The sequence below is a fragment of the Amycolatopsis sp. genome, assembly GCF_035546795.1.
Lineage (GTDB): Bacteria > Actinomycetota > Actinomycetes > Mycobacteriales > Pseudonocardiaceae > Amycolatopsis_E.
The window spans coordinates 1-15353 of record NZ_DASZWC010000001.1; the positions used below are offsets into that span (position 1 = coordinate 1).

Here is a 15353-nt window from a genome sequence, read left to right on the forward strand (position 1 = left end):
TCGGCCGGTGGCTGATCGACCGCAAGACGTGGTCGCGATGCCGAGCCGGATCGCCGGAACCCTGGTCCTTGTCGGCGAGACGATCGTCCCCGGCGAGATCGACGGATCGCTGCCACAGCTGCAAATTCATGGCAATCTCCGCCCAGCGGGCAGCCGCGCGGGCGGAGTCGGAGAACGCGCCGGAGCCGAACCCGGTGACCGACGCCAAGGCGTACGCGACGATCGACTCACTCGGTGACGTGGAAACAGCTCTCAACGGGTGCAAGCCGGAGAAGACGGCAAGCCTCTAGGAGGCCCTTGACCTGGAGATTCGCTACGACCACGAGACGACCGCCGCTGATGTGACTATCCAACCGATGAAACGGGTGAATAGTCTGCGTGTCCGAGGGGGTCGTGTGCCCTATCCCTACGGCTCGCCTTGCGCGAAGGTTCTTGACGTTTACGGGCGGGATCGGGACGGCTCGATCGGCGGATGCGTCCCACATGTCGCATCGCGCCGATGCGGGACAGCACCACGGCGGTCGAGCTGTTCGGCCGCCTCGATGTCCTGGTGAGCAATGCGGGGATCGCTCGGACCGGTCCTGTCCGGGGCACGGAAGTAGAGGGAGACGTTGGTCTCCAGCAGATACTCCACGCCCGCGGCGTCGAGTTTGCCGCCCAGGTATTCCCAGCGATCCGGGGCCACCGAAATCGCCAGGTGATGCAGCCCGCCGAGCACCTCCGCGTATGGGCCCAGGTTCAGCCCCGGCATGTCGAAGAACGCCAGCAGGCTTCCGCCGCCGATATCGAAGAAAAAGTGATTCGATCCAGCGTAATCCCGGTTCTCGAAAATATCCGTCAGCGGGAACTCCAGGAGACGCTGGTAGAACTCGATCGTGCGCCGGACGTCCGACGACAGGAGGGCGATGTGATGCATGCCCCGGGCGGTCGTCGGCGGGCGCGAGCCGTACTCCGCCAGGTAGGTCCGCCTGATCTCGTCGCGATCGTTGGTTGATGGCATCGATGTCGATCGTCATGGCGGTCCTCGAATGTGCGGTGGCCGCGTTGATGCGACCGTACGCCGTTCGCACTCACCACGCGTAACGTATGCCCTGTGAGCAGGGACAGCGCAGCTCGCGTACGGCTCGCCGAACTGGTGGCCGCCCTGTCGCTGGGCGTCGACCTGGGGTTCGGCCAGCCGATGGAACACGTCCTGCGGGAATGCCTGATCGCGCTGCGGCTCGCCGACCGGGTGGGGTTGGCCGAGTCGGACCGGCTGGTCGTGTACTACACGGCGTTGCTGGTGAACGTCGGCTGCCATTCGGACGCGCACGAGCAGGCGAAATGGTTCAGCGACGATATCGCCCTCAAGGGTGGCAAGTACGAATACGAAATCGGCAGCCTCGCCGACGCGAGAGCGACGCTCCGGCTCTTCGGTGCCGGCCAGCCGGTGCTGCACCGTTTCCGGCTCGGCCTGGAGTTTGTCGTCACGGGCCGGCACGATTTCACCGGCTTGATCAGCAACCACTCCCGGCTAGCGCGAACACTCGCTGAGCAGCTGGGATTGCCGCCCGCGGTGCAGGAATCCGTGGGCGCCTCGTACGAACAGTGGGACGGCAAGGGCTGGCCGGGCACACTCCGCGGCGCCGACGTGCCGATCGCCGCACGGCTCGCGCAACTCGCGGAGTTCACCGAGGTCGCGCACCGGGTCGGCGGGCTGGACGCGGCGGTGCAGCTGGCCCGGAAGCGGTCGGGCCGCCAGTTCGACCCGAAGCTGGCGGACATGCTGTGTTCCGATGGTGCAGCCGTTCTCGACGGTCTCGATTCACTCCAGACTTGGGACGCGGTGATCGACGCCGAGCCGGCGCTCGGCGTCCGGATGACGGACGCGGAGTTCGACCAGGCGCTCCTCGCGATCGCCGACTTCGTCGATCTCAAGTCGCCGTTCATGCTCGGACACGCCCGGGGCGTCGCCCATCTGGCGGGCGCGGCCGGCGAACGGCTGGCCCTCCCCGCGGCGGACGTCGACTTACTGCGCCGCGCGGCGCTCGTCCACGGATGGGGCCGGCTCGGCGTGTCCAACTCGATCTGGGACAAAACCGGTCGCCTCGGGCCGGGTGAGCTGGAACGGGTCCGGCTCTATCCCTACCTGACCGAGCGGATGCTCCGGCAGTCACCCACGCTCGCCCCCATCGGCGCCGTTGCCATACAGTGCCACGAAAAGCTCGACGGCTCGGGCTATCCCCGGCAACTGCCAGCCGCGGCGATCTCGCTGCCCGGACGGATCCTCGCGGCGGCGCAGACGTACCAGACCAAGATCGAGGAGCGCCCGCACCGGCCGGCGTTGCGCCCGCCGGCGGCCGCGGCCTTCCTCCGCACGGAGGCCACGGCGGGCCGGCTGGACGCGAGAGCGGTCGACGCTGTGCTGGAGGCGGCCGGCCACCGGGTGCCGCGCACGGTGAACGGACCCGCTCGGCTTACCCAGCGCGAAATAGACGTACTGCGCCTGGTGGCCCGGGGCCTGCCCACCCGGGAGATCGCCACGCGCCTGGTCATCTCGCCCAAAACCGTGCGCAATCACGTCGAGCACATCTACGCCAAGATCGACGCGACGAACCGTGCCGGCGCCAGTCTTTTCGCGGTGCGCCACGGGCTCCTTACTGATTTCGACCACTGACCTGCGAATGGGGCAACTGCCTCATGTCCGAGCCCGGCCGCCGACCTAACGTCGACGAATCCGCAACGAGGAGATGAGGCAGACATGGGAATCCACAGTGCGTTGTTCGCCGCCACCTACGACCGGTTCATGGCGAAGACAGAGAAGCTGCTGCTGGCCGAATTGCGCCGGAAGCTGCTCGCCGACGCGAGCGGGGATGTGCTGGAAATCGGTGGCGGAACCGGGGCCAACATCACGGCCTACGGTCCGCAGGTGCGGTCCATCACGATCACCGAGCCGGACGCTTCGATGCTCCGGCGGCTCAAGCGACACGCCGAAGCGGCGGATCGTCCGGTGACCGTGTTGCAGGCGCCGGCCGAAGACCTCCCGTTCGAGGATCACACCTTCGACACCGTCGTCTCGACGCTCGTACTGTGCGGCGTGAGCGACCAGCAGCGCGCGGTCAATCAGATCCGGCGTGTGCTGCGCCCGGAGGGCCGACTGCTGTTCCTGGAACACGTAAGGTCGGACGAGCCCGAAGTCGCCCGGCTGCAGGACCGGATGAATTGGCTGAACCGGCTCCTGGTGCGCTGCGACTGCAACCGGCCGACCCTGACATCGATCCGGGAGGCGGGCTTCACCGTCGATCACGTGGATCGGTTCACGATGCCCAAATCGCCTTCGTTCGTCCGACCGGGCATCACGGGGTCAGCCGTGTGCCACGCTGGCGTGCCTTCGGCCGGGTGACGCCGTTTCACTGCTGTTGTTCGGTGGGGCGCCGACGCTGAAGGCCACCCGCGATGTCCGCGGTTCCGGCAGCGCCGGGAGCGGCAGCGGCCGGCGAGCCGGAGCCGCCGCCGCGGGTGGCGGCGATGGTGGCCGGAACCGGACCGGATCAAGGATTCCCGCGGTCATCGGGCCCACCGCCCGAAGGCACCGCGAACGCGCACGGACGCAGAACACCAGTGGTCGAAGATCTTCAACCACCGGTCCACTGGATACGTCATACGTCGCGTGTGCACGACAACAGAGTGTCCGAGGGGACTTGCGCACTAACCACACGGCTCGAGCTGCCGAATTCAACGGCTGAGCACGCGAGCGGAAGTCAACGTTGACCCCGTTCTCGGCTGTCCCGCCGTCTCATGGATCGGCGAGCAGGGCACGGCACTACGATAGTGGCTCGAACACGACGTGACGACACTCTCGCCGGAAATGCACCGCGACGCTGCCCAACCTGTCGCTTCGGCGAAGTTACTGGGCGCTCAACAGTCCGGCCGAGGAATCGCGAGTCCACACAACGGAGCAGTTGCCGCACACACCGGAACGGGCGATGCGCATCAGATCGGACTCGACACTCAAGTACTTGCTGCTGGCGATTCACGAGCGCGCGCACAGCGACGAGATTGCTCAGTCTGTTATGGACGTACTTGAGCACATGGGGACCATGAGCCCGTATCGGGAAGGACGACAACTACTCGATCTCCTACAGTTCGCTCGGCGGACTGCGCAAGAACGGAATGATGAGCACACCACTCAGGGATTGAAGGATGCCCTGGGTTACTCGAACGGCACCGTGCTAGAGCAGGACTTGGCCAGTAGGTATCCACTCTACTCCGGAAACGGGCAAGATGATCTACAGATGCTCGAACGCACTGTGAGTGGCGTAAAGGCTTTCACCGCCCAGGAGATCGAGGAATACCTCACGGAACACCCCGGCGCGTCAGGGGAAGACGTCAGGAACTACTTTGCTCAACACGGTCACAGAGCGTTGCGCTTCGCCCGCGCGAGACGCGTGGGCCACTACGGCGCCTTTCGGATACGGTCGGATATCGCTGCATGGATAGTCGACGTTTTGGCCGATCGAGTCGACTATGTCCATCATTTCAAGGGGAGCAAGCACCCACTCGACGACCTGCTCGAATTGCCGGATGTCGACGCCATCTTGACCGCTGCACAGATCACGCGCCGTCGAGGCCAGTTAGCAGAGATCAAAAAAGCCGTCGAGAACCGCTACAGCTCGGAGGAACACATCCGGAGGGCCTTGTCGGGGTCATGGTGGATCTTCGGAGGAAAATACGTCGGCGAACTTGCCCGGCGACGGCTGACGCTTGGTATGGAGGCTGACATCCCGCTCCTCAGGCCGGCGAGATAGCCGAAACGCTCGGTGTGGAGACCAGGCGATCGTTCGCGACGGTCGTGATCGGGCACCCCTTGTTCCAGCCCAAGATCGACGCACGGCAGATAAACGAAACTCTGCGCACCTACGCGAGCCACTTGAGCAGGATCGATGTCCTGACATATGCAGAGCTCCTGGACAGCGCTGGTCGAGCGTTGGAGTTCGAAGACTCCAACGACCTCAGTTCGTGAGTCTTGCGCGCGGTTGAGGGCGACCTCGGGCATTGGCTGGTGGCCGCAGAGCGAAGCGACTGAGATCAATCTCGGCCGTTTGGCCAATGCTGGCGGAACGGCCGCTGACATGGAGACATCTTCCATGGACGGTGCTCGACTGAGGAGAACCAGGACCCGGAGACGTCGCACGGCTGGCAGTTGAGCAACGCGCAGAAGTTCGTCGAACCTCTCGGCGGTGTCGTTGCTGCGGAGTTCTTCGATATCGGGCAGTCGCGGTCGGTCCCGTGGGAGCGCCGAGGGGAGGCAGCGCGGCTTCTCGCGGCCTTGAAGGACTCGCGCCGCGGGTGGAGCGCCGTGGTCGTTGGTGAGGGCACGCGGTGTTGGTTCGGGAACCAGTTTTCGCTTATAGCGCCCAAGTTTGCCGCTTATGGAGTGGACCTTTGGGTGCCGGAGCTGGGTGGGAAGTTCGATGCGCGGAATCCGTCGCACAAGATGCTGATGAGCGTCCTCGGTGGGATGAGTGAGTCGGAGCGCCAGCATGTGCAGGCCCGGGTGCGTGCGGCGATGGATGCGCAGGTGATCAACGAAGGGCGGCATCAGGGCGGCCGGGCGCCGTACGGGTACGTGACGGTTGATGGCGGGCCGCATCCGAATCCGCGGAAGGCGGCAGAGGGATACAGGCTGCGGGTGTTGGCGATTGATGAGCCGGCCGCCGAGGCAGTGCGGCGGATGTTCGCGGAGTACTTGGAGGGCAAGGGAGATCGGGCGATCGCGAATGGACTGAATCGGGATGGGATTCCGTGTCCTTCGGCGCGGCGGCCGGATCAGAATCGGCATCGGTTGGCGGATGGGTGGCAGGGGAGTTCGGTTCGGGCGATCTTGGAGAACCCTCGGTATACGGGGTACGCATTCTTAGGGCGGTGGACGAAGCACGAGACGCTCCTTGAACCTGAGGACGTGGCGGCTGGTCATGTGGTCCGGTTTCGGCGGTCCAATCCCGATCGGGTGGTCCGCTCGCGGGAGCAGGCTCACCCCGCGGTTGTCTCGGTTGAGGAGTTCACGCAGACGCAATTGCTGAGGCGGTCCAAGTCTGCGGGTGGTTTGGCTACGGCGCGCAAGGTTGATCGAGGTGGGAGGAGCACGGCGCGCTCGTACCTGCTGCGGGGACTTGTCCGGTGCGGTGTCTGTCAGCGCAAGATGCAGGGAGCCACCATCCGCAAAGGCGCGTACTACCGATGCACCTCCCGGACTCTCGCGCCTGGTTCAGCGATGCTCGCGAGCCATCCGAAGACGGTCAACCTGCGAGAGGATGTCGTGGTCGAGGCCCTGAACGGGTGGATCGGTCTGTTGTTCGACCGAGACAACGTCGATCGGACCGTTGCCGCGCTGGTCGAGTCTCAGGGCGACGGTGGCGCCGGAGCGGGCGCGCGCGAAGTGGCGAAGCGTTGTCTGGCGGATGCTGAGGCCCGGCTGAAGCGCTATCAAGCGGCGATCGCGTCCGGTGTCGACCCGGCGGCGCTGGTCGAGGCGATCAATCAGGTACAGGCTGAGCGGGCGGCCGCGCGTGTGGAGGTCGACAACATGCCCCGCGCAGCCGCCGTGAACGACGCGGAGGTCTACGCGATGATCGATTCGCTCGGTGACGTGGCCGCTCTGCTGACCGATGCGAAACCGGCCAGCCTGGAGAGGCTGTATCGGGCGCTGAACCTGGAACTTCGCTACGAACCAAAAGGACTGGCTGTCTATGCGACAGCCAGTCCCCGTGTAGATAGTGCGTGTGTCCGAGGGGGGACTTGAACCCCCACGCCCGTTAAGGGCACTAGCACCTCAAGCTAGCGCGTCTGCCATTCCGCCACTCGGACTTGCTGTGGAACAGAGTAACCGATCCCCGGAGGCCGTTGCACCGGGGGTGCGTGTCCGTAGCTGCGGACGGTTGCGATATAAGCCCGGTCGCTCACGCAGTGTTAGCGGAGTTGGGCCGCGAGGCGGGTGGCGGCCTCGACGACGGCGTTGCCCAGTTTGTCCTCGTCGGGGGCCTCGAACAGGGACAGGCCGATGCTGATGGGCAGCTCCGCGCGAGATCGGGGGACGATGGCGGAGATGCCGACGATCCCATGTGCGATCTCCCCGTAGGACACGGCGAAACCCCGTTCGCGGGCGCGGGTGACCTCTTCGCGCTCACCCTTCACCGGTGGGAGCGCGGCGAGCATGGCGAGGCCTGCCGAGCCGCGGTCGATCGGGTCCATCTGGCCGGGGCGGAAGCTCACGTGCATCCGCGCCTGATGGGGCTCCACGATCATCAGCATCCGCACCTGCTCCTCGTTCTCCCGTACGACCAGGTGCGCGGTCGCCTGGGTCGCGTCGGTCAGTTCTTCCAGGATAGGGCGGGCGAGCGTCCTCAGGTCCTGTTCGACGGGCTCGGCCAGGCGCACCAGGCCCGTGCCCAGTGAGATCCGTTTGAACTGGTCCCGCCGGCACAGCTGATGCGCCTCCAGTGTCCGCACGAGGCGGTGCGCCACGGTCCGGTGCACACCCACAGCCTCGGCGATTTCGGTCAGCGACATGCCCTTCGGGTGCGCGACCAGCAGTTCCAGCACCTGCAAACCGTTGTGCAGCGTCTTCGACATCCCCGAGTCCAGCTCGACGGCAGGCATGGCCCTCCCCTTGACGCAAGCATCGACCGCGACCTACTGTTTCCGTAGATCGCACACTATGTGCGATAATAGCACACCAAAGCGGGTGTGCAAGCCCCGGAGGTAGTCGTGACCACTGATGTCATCGCTGACGTCAGCACTGAGACGCTGGTACGCATCCATCAGCTCTACGGCGCGCAGAGCCATTTCATCGACGACGGGCAGGCGCGGGCCTGGGCCGGCACGTTCACCGCGGCCGGTGAGTTCCATTCGCCGAGTTACCCGGCGCCAGTCGTGGGGACCGCGGAGCTGACGCGCTTCGCCGAACGGTTCTTCGCCGGTGCGGGGACCACGCGCCACGTGCTCACGAACGTGTACGTCGAATCCGCGGACGCCGTCACCGCCACCGTGCGGGCCTACCTTCAGATCGTGCACACGCCGGCGGGCGGGCAATCCCGGCTCGTGCGGCAGACGACGATCACCGACCAGCTTGCGTTCGACGGGCACTGGCGCGTCCGGCGCCGGGACGTCCGCCGCGACGACGAGCCCGTTTCCCAGTCAGGAGAACAAAAATGAGTGAGCCCACCGGGCCTGGCCGCGTACTGCACGAGCCGATGACCGTCGTCCACCCCGAGTTCGCGGGCAAGACCGCGGTCGTCACCGGAGCCGCCCGGGGCATGGGCGCCCGCTTCACCGCCGCGCTGGCCACCCGCGGGGTCAACGTCGTCGGCGCGGACATCAACGAAGAGCAAATGCAGGCCACCGCGCGAGAACTCAACGCGGAACTGTCCACACAGGACAAACCAGGGCAGGTCGTCGCCGCGAAGATCGACGTCACCAAGCCGGAAGAGCACGAGCAGGTCGCCCAGCTCGCGCTCGCGCAGTTCGGCCGCATCGACTACTGGATCAACAACGCCGGCATCTTCCCGTTCGCGCCGGCCGAGGAGATCACGCCCGAGCAGATCAACGCGACGCTCTCGGTCAACGTCGAGGGTGTCCTTTTCGGAGCGCAGACCGCGGCCCGCCACATGGAACCGGGCGGCGCCATCGTGAACATGTCCTCGGTGTCGGCGATCCGCGTCCGCCGCGGCCGCGGGGCCTACTGCACCTCCAAGGCCGCCGTGGCGCACCTGACCGAATCGCTCGCCGTCGAGCTGGGGGACAAGGGAATCCGGGTCAACTCGATCGCCCCCGGCTACATCGACACCGAGATGACGCGCTGGGTGAAGGAAGACCCGCAGGCCCTGCAGCACGCGCTCGACGCCGTCCCGCTGCACCGCCTCGGCTCGCCCGAAGAGGTCGTCGGCCCCATGCTGTTCCTCCTCTCCGACAGCGCCCGGTACGTGACCGGCCACAGCATCGCCGTCGACGGTGGTTCCCGGCATGTCTGAGCAGTACCCGGGCGTCGTGCTCATCACCGGCGCGGCGGCGGGCATGGGCGCGAGCCACGCCCGCGCCCTCGCGGCCCAGGGCACGCACGTCTGCCTCGCCGATGTCGCCGACGCGACGCCGGTGGTCGAGGAGATCACCAGCGCCGGTGGTTCCGCTTCGGCCCACACGCTCGACGTGACCGACCCTGCCGCATGGGCTCGCGTCGTCGCGGAAATCCGTGCGGCCAAAGGGGAACTCGGCGGACTGGTGAACAACGCCGGCATCTCGCGACGGCTGGAATTCCTTGACACCACCGACGAGGTCTGGGAACAGGTGTTGCGGATCAACCTGTCCGGCCCGTTCTACGGCATGAAGGCCGTGGCGGAGCTGATGCGGGATTCCGGCGGCGGTCCGATCGTCAACATCTCCTCGATCTCCGGACAGATCGGGTACTTCTCGCCCGCGTACTCGTCGAGCAAGTGGGGCCTGACCGGACTGTCCAAATCGGCCGCGGGCAACTTCGCGAAATGGGGGATCCGGGTCAACTCGGTGCACCCCGGCCTCGTCGGCACCGCGCTGCTCGCCGGTGCGGACGCCTTCGTGGAGTCCGCCTTGGCCAGCATCCCGGCGGGCCGGCTGGCCGAACCCGCGGAGATAACCAAGGTCGTGCTGTTCCTGCTCTCGGACGGCTCCAGCTACATGAACGGAAGTGAGGTCACCGTCGACGGCGGGCTGGTTTCCAACGGGCTGTACCACCGCATCATCGCCGGCGCCGGAGGGGATTTGTCATGACCGACGTGGAGGTCATCGTCATCGGTGGCGGTGGCGCCGGGCTCTCGGCGGCGGTGTCGGCCGCCGAGAACGGCGCGAGCGTGCTGCTGTTCGAGTCCGAAAAGGAGCTCGGCGGATCCACCCAGCTGTCGGCCGGGCTGTTCACCGCCGCGGGCACGAGTGTCCAAAAGGGACTCGGGATCGAGGACTCGGCGGAGAGGTTCTTCCAGCACTACATGGATCTCAACCACTGGGTGCTGCGGCCGGGCCTGGTGTCCGCGTTCTGCCGCGGCGCGGGCCCGACGCTGGAATGGCTGATCGGCCTCGGTGTGGAGATCCCCGCGAAGGTGTCCAGCAACGCGCATATGCCCGGGCTTTGCCAGGCGGGCGTGGAAGATGTCTGGCGCGGGCACGTGCCGAAGGACCAGGGCTACGGGCTCGTGCAGGTGCTGGCGAAGGCGGCGCGGGCGAACAAGGTCGACGTCGTGCTCAACACCCGCGTGCAGCGGCTGATCGTCGAAGACGGCCGGGTGGCCGGGGTCGTCGCGGACGACCTGGAGGTCCGGGCGAACGCTGTGATCGTGGCCAGCGGCGGGTTCGCGCAGAACCGTGAGCTGCTGGCGAAGTACTACCCGGCGGCGCTGCGGGCGGGCGACGACCTGTTCGTCGTCGCCGCCGAAGGCAGCCGTGGCGACCACCTGGGCTTCGGTGAGCAGGCCGGCGCGGCGCTGGCCGGGGACGGCTGGGGGCTGTTGATGCCCACGGCGTACCTGCAGCGGCTGCACCACTGGCAGTCCGGTTTCCCGCCGAAGTCGCGCATTTACGTGAACGAGCACGGCCGGCGGTTCATGGACGAGGACGCCTCCTACGCGGTCTCCGGCGGCATCATCGACGCGCAGGGCGGCACCGTCTGGTCCGTTTTCGACGAACGGGCCCGGCTGTCCCTTCCGGACGGTTACGCACACTGGAACGCCCAGGTCGTGGCTGCGGAGGCAGAAGCGGGATGCACCATCCGGGCACGTAGCCTCGAGGAGCTGGCCGGGAAGCTCGGCGTCCCGCCTGCCGCGTTGACCGCCACCGTCCGGCGGTGGAACGAGCAGCTGCCGCTCGGCGAGGACCCGGAATTCCTGCGCCACCGGACGCTGGCGAACAAGGGCTCGACGGAGAACCCCGGACCGATCGGCGAACCGCCGTTCTACGCGGTGCGCACCCTGCCCGCGGAGCTGGTCTGCACCCACGCCGGGCTGGAGATCGACGAGAACGCGGCCGTGCGAGACGAGAACGGCGACGTCATCGAAGGCCTGTTCGCCGCGGGTGAGGCCGGCGCGGGCGTGCTCGGGCTGCGCTACGTCGGTGGCGGCAACGCGGTCGCCAACGCATTGACGATGGGTCGCATCGCGGGCCGCAACGCCGCGCGCTGACCACCAGACTCAACGACGAGGAGAAAACCACGATGGAAGACACCGAGCTCGGCAGACGAACGATCCGCAAGGTGACGAGCCGGATCCTGCCGCTCGTCGGCCTGTTGTACGTGTTCAACTACATGGACCGGTCGAACATCAGCTACGCGCAGCTGGGCATGCAGCACGAGCTGGCGATCACGACGGCGGTTTTCGGCACCGCGTCGGCGATCTTCTTCCTCGCCTACGTGGTGTTCGAGATCCCCAGCAACATGATCATGAAGAAGGTCGGCGCCCGGCTGTGGCTGGCGCGGATCGCGATCACCTGGGGCATCGTCACCGCGGCCACCGGCTTCGTGCACAACATCCCGCAGCTCTACATCGCCCGGATCCTGCTGGGCGTCGCCGAGGCCGGCCTGTTCCCCGGGCTGCTGCTGTACCTGACCCTGTGGTTCCGGGGCAACGAGCGCGGCCGGGCCATCGCCGGGCTGGCGCTGGCGCAGCCGGTCGCGATGATCATCGGTTCGCTGACCGGCGGGCTGATCCTCGACCACGTGCACTGGGCCGGGCTCTCCAGCTGGCGCTGGGTGTTCCTGCTGCAGGGCATCCCGGCGGTGGCGATCGGCATCGTGGTGCTGATCTACCTGCCGAACGTGCCGAGCAAGGCGAAATGGCTCACCCGAGAGGAGAGCACGTGGCTCGAAGGTGAGATCAACAAGGAATACGAGCCGGAGCAGAAGGGCGGCCTGCTCGGCGAGCTGCGGGTGATGCGCGACAAGAAGGTGCTGTACCTGGCGGTGGCGAACTTCTTCGCCGCGTGCGGGCTCTACGGGTTCACGTTCTTCCTGCCGCAGATCGTCAAGCAGATGGACTCCGGGTATTCCTCGACCAACATCGGGTTCCTCGGCGCGATCCCGTTCCTCGTCGGTGCGGTGGGGATGCTCGTGGTGGCGCGCACGTCCGACCGCACGGGTGAGCGGCGCAACCACGTCATCTTCCTGATGCTGCTGGCGGCGATCGGGTTGCTGGGCACCATCTGGTTCCGGCACAACCCCGTGGTGGCGCTGACCTGCCTGTCGCTGGTGGCGATCGGCGTGCTCGGCTACATGGCGCCGTACTGGGCGATGGCGGCCAAGGTGATGTCGAAGGAACACACGGCGGTGGGGCTGGCGGTGATCAACTCGATCGCGGCGCTGGGCGGGTTCTTCGGGCCGTACGTGATTGGCAAAAGCGCGACGGTGAACAACGTGTCCGCGGGCCTGTACTTCCCGGTCGGCTGCCTGGTCGTGTGCGCGATCATGCTGGCGTTCCTGAAGGTGCCGCGCGACAAGCGCAGCGACGCGCCGGAGCCTGGCGTGGAGGTGGGCGCGACCCGGTGATGGGTGCGGTGCGGCGAGGGGGTGCGTTCCGGGCGGGCGCACCCCCTTCCGCTTGGCTATGCGGCCGCGCCGGGGCCGGGCAGCGGGTCGACGTCGTGGGCGTGCATGGGCTCGCCGCAGTAGGTGCAGCGCAGGTCGACCCCGCTGATCTCGCCGCAGGCGTGGTGGCGGTAGAGCACGGGCGGGCCGGCCTTGCCTGCGAGCCATCTGTCCCCCCAGCCGGCCATGACCATCAGCAGATCGACCAGTTCGGCGCCTTTCTCCGTCAGCACATACTCGTAGCGCGGCCGCTGGTCATAAGGCTTTCGCTCCAGCACGCCGTGGCCGACGAGGTGGTTCAGCCGCTCGGTCAAGACCTTGCGCGAGATCCCGAGATCCGCCTGGAGCTGCTCGAACCGGCCGAACCCGACCCACACGTCGCGCAGGATCAGCGGCGACCAGGGTTCCCCGATGACGTCGAGCGTGCGCGCGATGGAGCACGCCATTTTGCCGAAGTCCGTGCGCTGCATGACCCCAGTCTAGCAACTGGGGTTCCCTGAAGGAACTAACACTGCTACGGTTCTGGAGTCTCCTGAAGGAACTCCAGAAAGGGTCGCGAGGATGAGCAAGGTTTTCAGCGCCCACGCGGTGTCGGTCGACGGATACATCACCGGCCGGGAGCCCGGCCCCGGGCGCGGGCTCGGCGATGCCGGGTTCCTCTTCGACTGGTATTTCGACGGTGACACGTCGAGCCAGGTGTTCGACGGGTTCCGGTTGAGCGAGCCCAGCGCCCGGGTCTTCGACGCGCTCGCCGCACGGGTGGGCGCGGTGGTGGCGGGGCGCAACACCTATGAGGACTCCGGCCGTTTCGGCGGCGGCAGCCCGCATCCGGCCGCCCGGCTGGTCGTGCTCAGCCACCGGCCCGCTCCCGAGATCACCGAGCGGCAGACCCTGGTGACCACCGGCATCGAGGACGCGATCGCGGCGGCACGGGAGGCGGCCGGGGGCAAGGATGTCGGCCTGATGGGTGGCGGCGTCGTGTCCGAGGCGCTCAAGGCTGGGCTCGTCGACGAGGTGGTCCTGCACCAAGTGCCGGTCCTGCTGGGCGGTGGCAGGCCCTTCTTCCGGTCGCTACCCGAGCAGGTGCGGCTCCGCCTCGTCGACAGCGTCGCGGCGCCCGGGGTCACGCACCTGCACTACGCGATCGAGAAGTGAGAAGGAGATGACCATGCTCGAGCCTGCCGTGCGCCGCGTCCTCGACGGCACTCCCATCGCCCATGTCGCCAGCGTCCTGCCCGATGGCGCCCCGCATTCCGTGCCCGTCTGGATCGGCACGCATGGCGACCACATCGCGATCCTCACCGGCCCGGACAGCGTCAAGGCCCGCAACCTGCGCCGCGACCCGCGCGTCGCGCTTTCCCTGACGCCGGCCGAGAACCCGTTCCAGCCTGTTGTCATCCGCGGCAGTGTCGTCGAATGGATCGAGGGCGACGCCGCCTGGGAGATCGTCGACCGGATTTCGACGAAGTACATCGGCGGCCCCTACTCTCGCGCCGAGCAGCGGGTCGTCGCCCTCATCGAGCCCGGCCGGCAGAGCGCGGGCTGAGCGGTCAGAGCCGTTCGATGATCGTCGCGTTGGCGAGGCCACCCGCTTCGCACATGGTCTGCAGACCGTAGCGGCCGCCGGTCTGTTCGAGCACCGACAGCAGGGTGGTCATAAGGCGGGCGCCGCTCGCGCCGAGTGGGTGGCCGATGGCGGTGGCGCCGCCGTTGACGTTGACCTTCGCGAGATCTGCGCCGGTTTCCGCCTGCCAGGCCAGTACGACGCTGGCGAACGCCTCGTTGACTTCGAACGCGTCGATGTCCGAAAAGGACAGTCCGGCCCGCCGGAGCACCTTTTCCGTGGCCGGGATGACGCCGGTCAGCATGAACAGCGGATCGTCGCCCACGACGGCCAGCGAGTGGATCCGGGCGCGCGGGCGCAGGCCGAGACGTTCGGCCGTCTCGCGGCTGGTGATGAGCACCGCGGCGGCGCCGTCGTTGACGGGGGAGGAGTTCCCGGCCGTGACGCGCCAGTCGATCTGCGGGAAACGTTGCTCCCAGACGTCGGCGCGGAACGCCGGTTTGAGACCGGCCAGCACCTCGACCGACGTCGACGGGCGGACCGACTCGTCCTGGGCCAGTTGAGGCAAGGGCGAGACCTCGTCCGCGAACCGGCCGTCCGCCCACGCGGCGGCCGCGCGGTGGTGACTTTCGGCGGCGAAGGTGTCGAGCCGGCTGCGCGAGAGGTGCCACTTGTCGGCGATCAGCTCCGCGCTGATGCCCTGCGGCACGAGGCCCTCGGGGTAGCGCTCGGTGATTCCCTCGCCGAAGATGCTCTTGCCCGCCGTCTGGCTGCCGATGGGGATCCGGCTCATCGACTCGACGCCGGACGCGATCACCACGTCGTAGGCGCCGCTCAGGATTCCTTGCGCGGCAAAGGAAATCGCCTGCTGGGACGAGCCGCACTGCCGGTCGACGGTGACCGCGGGCACCGACTCCGGCAACCCTGCGGACAGCGCGGCCCAGCGCGCGGTGTTGCCGCTTTGCTCGCCGATCTGGCCGACCGCGCCGCTGATCACGTCATCGACCGCCGCGGGGTCGATCCCGGTCCGCTCCAGTAGCGAGCGGATGGCGTGCGCGTGCAGGTCCACCGGGTGCAACCCGGAGAGCGCGCCACCGGGCTTGCCCTTGCCGACCGGCGTGCGCACCGCGTCGACGATCACCGCTTCCCGCATGACTCCTCCTCGAAGAGAGTGGTTACTTATGGGTATACACCGGCTGAGTTGGATTTGAC

General features: G+C 67.3%; 16 protein-coding genes and 1 tRNA gene. 12 read left to right on the forward strand and 5 right to left on the reverse strand.

Annotation, left to right across the window (positions count from 1 at the left end):
• Window positions 1-128 precede the first annotated feature (128 nt).
• Window positions 129-290, forward strand: a complete 162-nt coding sequence (locus tag VHD82_RS00005) for a hypothetical protein (RefSeq protein ID WP_325695440.1) — start codon at window positions 129-131, stop codon at window positions 288-290.
• 149 nt (window positions 291-439) lie between these two features.
• On the opposite strand, the gene VHD82_RS00010 is transcribed toward VHD82_RS00005, so the two are convergent.
• Window positions 440-1000, reverse strand: coding sequence for a VOC family protein (locus VHD82_RS00010; RefSeq protein WP_325695443.1), 561 nt, complete (start codon window positions 998-1000; stop codon window positions 440-442).
• A 93-nt stretch (window positions 1001-1093) separates the two neighbouring features.
• Here VHD82_RS00010 and VHD82_RS00015 point away from each other — a divergent pair, with 93 nt between their 5' ends.
• The 4 genes from VHD82_RS00015 (at window position 1094) to VHD82_RS00030 (ending at window position 6781) form a co-directional block, all read left to right on the forward strand.
• Window positions 1094-2656: an HD domain-containing phosphohydrolase gene (locus VHD82_RS00015; protein WP_325695446.1), complete on the forward strand. Its 1563-nt coding sequence runs from the start codon at window positions 1094-1096 to the stop codon at window positions 2654-2656.
• Between the two features lie 84 nt (window positions 2657-2740).
• The gene (locus VHD82_RS00020; protein WP_325695449.1) at window positions 2741-3382 is read left to right on the forward strand and encodes a class I SAM-dependent methyltransferase; all 642 of its coding nucleotides are present in this window, start codon (window positions 2741-2743) and stop codon (window positions 3380-3382) included.
• 616 nt (window positions 3383-3998) lie between these two features.
• A complete protein-coding gene (locus tag VHD82_RS00025) occupies window positions 3999-4787 on the forward strand; it encodes a hypothetical protein (protein ID WP_325695452.1) in 789 nt (262 codons plus the stop codon).
• A gap of 332 nt (window positions 4788-5119) precedes the next feature.
• On the forward strand, window positions 5120-6781 hold the full coding sequence (locus VHD82_RS00030) for a recombinase family protein (RefSeq protein ID WP_414637411.1): 1662 nt from the start codon (window positions 5120-5122) through the stop codon (window positions 6779-6781).
• On the opposite strand, the gene VHD82_RS00035 is transcribed toward VHD82_RS00030, so the two are convergent.
• Window positions 6763-6846: transfer RNA gene (locus VHD82_RS00035), tRNA-Leu, on the reverse strand. The two genes, VHD82_RS00030 and VHD82_RS00035, sit on opposite strands and share 19 nt — an antisense overlap.
• Before the next feature lie 102 nt (window positions 6847-6948).
• Window positions 6949-7638 (reverse strand): IclR family transcriptional regulator, encoded by a 690-nt coding sequence (locus tag VHD82_RS00040; protein WP_325695458.1) that lies wholly within the window; start codon window positions 7636-7638, stop codon window positions 6949-6951.
• A gap of 108 nt (window positions 7639-7746) precedes the next feature.
• On the opposite strand from VHD82_RS00040, the gene VHD82_RS00045 reads away from it, so the two are divergent.
• From VHD82_RS00045 to VHD82_RS00065, 5 genes are read left to right on the forward strand one after another with little or no spacing between them, the layout of a single operon-like run.
• Window positions 7747-8193, forward strand: a complete 447-nt coding sequence (locus VHD82_RS00045) for a nuclear transport factor 2 family protein (RefSeq protein WP_325695462.1) — start codon at window positions 7747-7749, stop codon at window positions 8191-8193.
• The gene (locus VHD82_RS00050; protein WP_325695465.1) at window positions 8190-9008 is read left to right on the forward strand and encodes an SDR family oxidoreductase; all 819 of its coding nucleotides are present in this window, start codon (window positions 8190-8192) and stop codon (window positions 9006-9008) included. The genes VHD82_RS00045 and VHD82_RS00050 overlap by 4 nt, the downstream gene beginning before the upstream one ends.
• Complete coding sequence (locus VHD82_RS00055) at window positions 9001-9780, forward strand: SDR family NAD(P)-dependent oxidoreductase (RefSeq protein ID WP_325695468.1); 780 nt, start codon at window positions 9001-9003, stop codon at window positions 9778-9780. Before VHD82_RS00050 ends, VHD82_RS00055 begins: the two co-directional genes overlap by 8 nt.
• The gene (locus tag VHD82_RS00060) at window positions 9777-11180 is read left to right on the forward strand and encodes an FAD-dependent oxidoreductase (RefSeq protein WP_325695471.1); all 1404 of its coding nucleotides are present in this window, start codon (window positions 9777-9779) and stop codon (window positions 11178-11180) included. Before VHD82_RS00055 ends, VHD82_RS00060 begins: the two co-directional genes overlap by 4 nt.
• Window positions 11181-11212: 32 nt before the next feature.
• Window positions 11213-12538: an MFS transporter gene (locus VHD82_RS00065; protein ID WP_325695474.1), complete on the forward strand. Its 1326-nt coding sequence runs from the start codon at window positions 11213-11215 to the stop codon at window positions 12536-12538.
• Window positions 12539-12594: 56 nt separating this feature from the next.
• Here VHD82_RS00065 and VHD82_RS00070 read toward each other — a convergent pair whose 3' ends face one another.
• Entirely contained in the window at window positions 12595-13047 is a 453-nt protein-coding gene (locus tag VHD82_RS00070) for a helix-turn-helix domain-containing protein (RefSeq protein ID WP_325695477.1), read from the reverse strand.
• Window positions 13048-13138: 91 nt separating this feature from the next.
• Between VHD82_RS00070 and VHD82_RS00075 the strand changes: the two genes are divergently transcribed.
• Both VHD82_RS00075 and VHD82_RS00080 read left to right on the forward strand, forming a co-directional pair.
• Complete coding sequence (locus VHD82_RS00075; protein WP_325695480.1) at window positions 13139-13732, forward strand: dihydrofolate reductase family protein; 594 nt, start codon at window positions 13139-13141, stop codon at window positions 13730-13732.
• 13 nt (window positions 13733-13745) lie between these two features.
• Window positions 13746-14123 carry a PPOX class F420-dependent oxidoreductase gene (locus tag VHD82_RS00080; protein WP_325695483.1) on the forward strand — a complete coding sequence of 126 codons (378 nt, stop codon included), beginning with the start codon at window positions 13746-13748 and terminating at the stop codon, window positions 14121-14123.
• 4 nt (window positions 14124-14127) lie between these two features.
• Here the strand turns inward: VHD82_RS00080 and VHD82_RS00085 are convergent, their stop codons facing one another.
• Entirely contained in the window at window positions 14128-15294 is a 1167-nt protein-coding gene (locus VHD82_RS00085; RefSeq protein ID WP_325695486.1) for an acetyl-CoA C-acyltransferase, read from the reverse strand.
• Between the last annotated feature and the right edge of the window lie 59 nt (window positions 15295-15353).

Excerpts from the sequence above, each read along its gene's own strand:
- VHD82_RS00005 (WP_325695440.1), top strand. The coding sequence starts at position 129 with ATGGCAATCTCCGCCCAGCGGGCAGCCGCGCGGGCGGAGTCGGAGAAC.
- VHD82_RS00010 (WP_325695443.1), bottom strand. The coding sequence starts at position 1,000 with ATGCCATCAACCAACGATCGCGACGAGATCAGGCGGACCTACCTGGCG.
- VHD82_RS00020 (WP_325695449.1), top strand. The coding sequence starts at position 2,741 with ATGGGAATCCACAGTGCGTTGTTCGCCGCCACCTACGACCGGTTCATG.
- VHD82_RS00040 (WP_325695458.1), bottom strand. The coding sequence starts at position 7,638 with ATGCCTGCCGTCGAGCTGGACTCGGGGATGTCGAAGACGCTGCACAAC.
- VHD82_RS00050 (WP_325695465.1), top strand. The coding sequence starts at position 8,190 with ATGAGTGAGCCCACCGGGCCTGGCCGCGTACTGCACGAGCCGATGACC.
- VHD82_RS00055 (WP_325695468.1), top strand. The coding sequence starts at position 9,001 with ATGTCTGAGCAGTACCCGGGCGTCGTGCTCATCACCGGCGCGGCGGCG.
- VHD82_RS00060 (WP_325695471.1), top strand. The coding sequence starts at position 9,777 with ATGACCGACGTGGAGGTCATCGTCATCGGTGGCGGTGGCGCCGGGCTC.
- VHD82_RS00065 (WP_325695474.1), top strand. The coding sequence starts at position 11,213 with ATGGAAGACACCGAGCTCGGCAGACGAACGATCCGCAAGGTGACGAGC.
- VHD82_RS00070 (WP_325695477.1), bottom strand. The coding sequence starts at position 13,047 with ATGCAGCGCACGGACTTCGGCAAAATGGCGTGCTCCATCGCGCGCACG.
- VHD82_RS00075 (WP_325695480.1), top strand. The coding sequence starts at position 13,139 with ATGAGCAAGGTTTTCAGCGCCCACGCGGTGTCGGTCGACGGATACATC.
- VHD82_RS00080 (WP_325695483.1), top strand. The coding sequence starts at position 13,746 with ATGCTCGAGCCTGCCGTGCGCCGCGTCCTCGACGGCACTCCCATCGCC.
- VHD82_RS00085 (WP_325695486.1), bottom strand. The coding sequence starts at position 15,294 with ATGCGGGAAGCGGTGATCGTCGACGCGGTGCGCACGCCGGTCGGCAAG.